The following is a 4,548-nucleotide window of genomic DNA, read 5'->3' as shown; positions in this document are numbered from 1 at the left end:
GTCCTGGCTCGTCACCGTGAAGGTGTCGGTCACGACCTGGCCCGCGGTCAGTTCGTTGTGGGCGCCGTTGCCGGCGTAGCTCCAGGCGCCGTCGGCGTCGATCGAGAAGTCGCCATAGATGCCGGCCGTACTGGCCTGCGCCACCACATGCGCTTCACCCGTGTCTGGGTCGGTGATCGTCAGCTGGCCGCCGGTGTTCAGCGCCGCCGCCGTGTCGCCTTCGGTCACGGACTTCGAGTCCGAGCTCACCGTCGCCGCATCGTTGGTGCCGGTGATGGTCACSGTCACGATCTGGCTGTCGGTGCCCCCGACATGACCGTCGTCGGCCTTGACCGTATAGGTGAGCGTCAGCGTCGCGCCTGCGGCCAGGAAGTCGAAGGCTTGCGGTGTCGAGTTGAAGGTCCAGCTCAGATTGAGGCTGTCGGTCGGATTGGCCGCAAGCGGGCCCGGCGCGACCGTCAGCATGCCGAGCAAGGTGGCATTGTCCAAACCGCCGGTGGGACCGACAGGTGACACCGAGGTTACGCTGGGGGTCACCGAGTCGGAGAGGTCTGCATCGGTCACCGTCAGGGTGCCGTTCGCCGTCAGGGGCGCATTGGTCTCGTTCAATGCCGCGGTCGCGCTGTCGGTCGTCACCAGATGGATGTCGGGCGTGTCGTTGGTGCCGGTGATAGTAATCGTCACCGTCTGCGTGTCGGTGCCGGTGTGGCCATCGTCGGCCTTGATCGTGTAGGTGAGCGTCAGCGTCTCGCCCTGGGCGAGAAAGTCGAAGGCTTGCGATGCCGAGTTGAACGACCAGTTCAAATTGTGGGTGTCGGTCGGGTTGGCTGCAAGCGAGGCCGGCGAAACCGTCAGCATGCCGAKSACGGCGGCRCTGTTCAGSCYGCCCGTGGTGCCGSCGAGCGATACGGATGTGACAGTCGGGGTGACGGTATCAGAGAGGTCTGCATCGGTCACCGTCAGGGTGCCGCTCTTCGTCAGGGCGGCATTGGTCTCGGTCAGCGAGGCGGCCGCGCTATCGCCAGCGCCAACGGTGATGTCCGGAGCGTCATTGGTGCCGTTGATGGTGATCGTCACCGTCTGCGTGTCGGTGCCGGAGTGGCCGTCGTCGGCCTTGATCGTGTAGGTGAGCGTCAGCGTCTCGCCGACAGCCAGGAAGTCGAAAGCCTGTGGTGCCGAGTTGAAGGTCCAACCGAGGTTGTTGGTTTCACCCGGATTGGCCGTAAGCGAGGYCGGCGAAACCGTCAGCATGCCGAGCACGGCGGCGCTGTTCAGCCCGCCCGTGGTGCCGGCGAGCGACACTGATGCAACACTTGCGGTTACCGTGTCGGACACATCAGCATCGTTCACAGTCAGCGTGCCGCTCTTCGTCAGAGCYGAGTTGGTCTCGATCAGCGAGGCGGTCGCGCTGTCGGTCGTCACCAGATGGATRTCGGGYKTGTCGTTGGTGCCGGTGAACTGAATGGTGGCCGTGGCCCAGCTCAGCGTGCCATTGCCGAGCTGAATGGCGTAGGTCACTTTATCGACAAGAACCTCTCCAGCCCCAAGTGCTTGAATCGTACTGTCGATATCTGCCGCATTGTAGTGGATCGTACCGTCAGTGCCTATCCAGATATGCGCACCCAGGTAACTCGTGTCGGTCCCCCCTCCGACACTTCCGGAATATGTCGCGTCACGTGTGAGCAGATCTGCCGGGGCATATGTCTTCGTTGCAGTGGACGCACTGTCTGCGTTATCGATGGAGTAGAGCTGTTTGGCTGCGCCTCCCAGATCATTAGCCAAGACATTCAGGATTAGGACACCTGTGGCGTCTTCCGAATAAGTGAACAGGTCATCCTTCGCCTGTGGTGTATTCGAGAAAGACGCGGTAGTGCCGCCGGCACCGGTGACCTGAGTAGCCATTTTCAACCCCCTAGTTGTTAAACAACAGACGCCCAACCATCTGCTTCATTCACAGTACTGAACGACCGGCTGCTTCCAGCCGAAGAACAGTCGCGCGACCGGCGTGCGATTCGGGTAGGCATCATTTGCCGGTGCCATCCAGACAAGCCGCTCCGTTACGAACAGCTGGTTCAAGCTGGTCATTCATGGACGGACGGTCGCTCGATGACGGTGGCAGCGACGACCTTGGTCGCGGCTCTGCGTCTCCTACCCCAATTGCATCGTCTAACTCGCCGGTTACCGATCGCGAATTTTAGAAGACGCTTATATTAGGAGATTATTAACTCTACTGACGGGGAGGGGTCAACATCGAACTTGATGGAACAGTTAATAGTCGAATTCAAACAGCAGCAGGGGTCGCGGCCTAGTGGACCGCTGACGGCTGCTGAAAAGACCGCTGGAGGACGGAAAGTCTGACCCGAAGCAAGTCTGCCGCGACGTGAACGGCTGCTTTCTGCGTCTTCTCTGACGTAGCGGTCAGCCTTGCCATCGCTTGAAAGCAGACATTGCCGGCGACCTTTGGAGCGGACTATGGCGTGCGGTCTGCCAAGTTCGGGCACGCCGCACCTGTCGTCCAGGCCGTAGCGGCGGTGCGCCTCTCGCTGCGAGACGTGACTTACACCGTCCCGCTAATGCCGGCTAGCGCCCCAGACGACGGCATTCTCGTGCCGCTTGATGATGTGCTTCAGATTCTCGAAGGCGGTCGTGACGTGGCCGGCGAAGCGCTCTGCCGCGGGCGAGCGCGGTCCGCTCACCCGGCGCAGGATGCCAAGTGATCGGCTGGGCTGCGGAATTTCATAGGGGAGCACCGTCACCCGGTTCTCCTTGCGTTGCGCGAAGACCACGGAGAACGGCAGCACGGCCAGCGCATCGGTTTCGGCAAGGAAGTTGATCACGCTCATCAACGAGCCTCCCGAATAGCGCACGTTCAGGTCCGACATGCCGATGCTCATAAGGATCATCTGCAGGTCCGACATCAGCGGAGAGCCGGGCAGTGGAGCCACCCAGGGAAAGCTGGTCAGGTCATGCGCCCTGAGGCGGCGATTGCGCAGCAGCGGATGGTCTGGCCGGCAAGCCACGACGTTGCGTCCTGGCAGGATCTCGGTGAATTCGAAGCCTGGTCCGAGGTCGAGCACGCCGATCGGCACGATCCCGAGGTCGATCTGGTTGCTCTCCAGCGCTGCGACCATCTCGGGCAGGTTCATATAGCTTTGCTGGACGGTGACCTCGGGTTCGAGCTTCTGGAATTCCCCGATCATCCGGCTGATCATCGCATCCATGAAGAAAGGCACGCCACCGACACGGACGACGCCCTTCGTGCCCTTCATGAAGCCCTGCACTGCATCCGACGCCTTGCGCGACGCGGTGATGATCGTGCGCCCTTGCGCCGCCAGCTGGAAGCCGAGCGGTGTCGCCTGCAACGGCCGGCGGCCCTTGAGGAAAAGGGGCTCGCCGACCCGCGCCTCCAGCATGGCCAGCGATCGGCTGACCGCGGGCTGGGTCAGGCCCAGCATGGCGGCTCCTTCCGACACGCCGCCAGCATCCAGCACCGCGGCGAGCTGCATGAGGTGGCGCTCGTTCAGCTTCATAGCAAAACGCTATACAAGGGGCGCGACATCTCATCAAGCAGCGCGTTGGGCCGTGCTATCCCGTTTGGCAAGGGGAAGGGAGGCCCCGGCGAAATGGACGGCCAGCCCGACCCCCAGAGGGATGAATTCCCCAAGGCGATCTCGACGCAGGCCGAGGAATTCGCTCGGCGTCTGACAGCAATGGGCCCGTCCCGCCTGGCGACGGCGGCGCAGGCAGCCGTGGATGGTTTGCACGCGCTCATCGTGGAGTTGCGACCCTCCGGCGAGGAATTTCGGCTGGCGATCGATTTTCTGACCGAGGTCGGCCATTACGCCGATGCGCGGCGCCAGGAATGGGTGCTGTTCGCCGATGTTCTGGGCGTGTCCTCGCTGATCGAGGATCAAAACAGCCCACGCCCCGCCGGGGCGACCCCCAATACCCTGGCCGGACCCTTCTACCGCGCCGACGCGCCGGAGATGCCGCTCGGCGGGAACATCTCGCGCGACCACAAGGGCGAGCCGCTGGAGGTTACGGGGCGGGTCGTTGCGCTCGACGGCGCGGGGATCGGCGATGCGATGGTCGAGATCTGGCAGGCCAATGCCGAGGGCCTCTACGAGAATCAGGAACCGGACAGGCAGCCGGAATTCAACCTGCGCGGACGCTTCCGTGCCGATCCGCAGGGACGGTTCCGCTTCATGACGGTGAAGCCGAAGGGCTACACGCTGCCCGCGGACGGCCCTGTTGGTCAATTGATGTCGGCGCTTGGCCTTGGCCTCGAGCGACCGGCCCATATTCATTTTCGCGTTTCGGCACAGGGCTTCGAAACGCTGACGACCCACATCTTCGACCGATTGGACCCCGCAATCGGCCGAGATGCCATTTTCGGGGTCAAGCCCGAACTCATGGCCGAGTTCCGCGCGCTGCCGCCCCATGGGGGAAAGCGAAAGCACGCACTCGACCTCAATCTCGTGCTCTGCCCGACAAGGCGGGGCGAAACCGAAACCTCTGGGAGGAGATGATCGATGGCCCGTATCAGAG

At 62.9% G+C, this 4,548-nt stretch carries 3 protein-coding genes; 1 reads left to right on the top strand and 2 read right to left on the bottom strand.

From position 1 onward, the window contains the following. Positions 1-1,902, bottom strand: a 1,902-nt coding sequence (locus AC1DX0_RS31580; protein WP_477358346.1) for a VCBS domain-containing protein, incomplete at its 3' end; no start/stop codon positions are given. A 668-nt stretch (positions 1,903-2,570) separates the two neighbouring features. Continuing rightward, positions 2,571-3,530 carry a LysR family transcriptional regulator gene (locus AC1DX0_RS31575; protein ID WP_477222942.1) on the bottom strand — a complete coding sequence of 320 codons (960 nt, stop codon included), beginning with the start codon at positions 3,528-3,530 and terminating at the stop codon, positions 2,571-2,573. Between the two features lie 93 nt (positions 3,531-3,623). On the opposite strand from AC1DX0_RS31575, the gene AC1DX0_RS31570 reads away from it, so the two are divergent. Beyond that, positions 3,624-4,529: a dioxygenase family protein gene (locus tag AC1DX0_RS31570; RefSeq protein WP_477222941.1), complete on the top strand. Its 906-nt coding sequence runs from the start codon at positions 3,624-3,626 to the stop codon at positions 4,527-4,529. Positions 4,530-4,548 lie beyond the last annotated feature (19 nt).

Source organism: Mesorhizobium sp. P3_A9 (assembly GCF_056402975.1).
The sequence above is the reverse complement of the archived record's forward strand: the minus strand, read 5'-3'. Positions and strand labels throughout refer to the sequence as shown.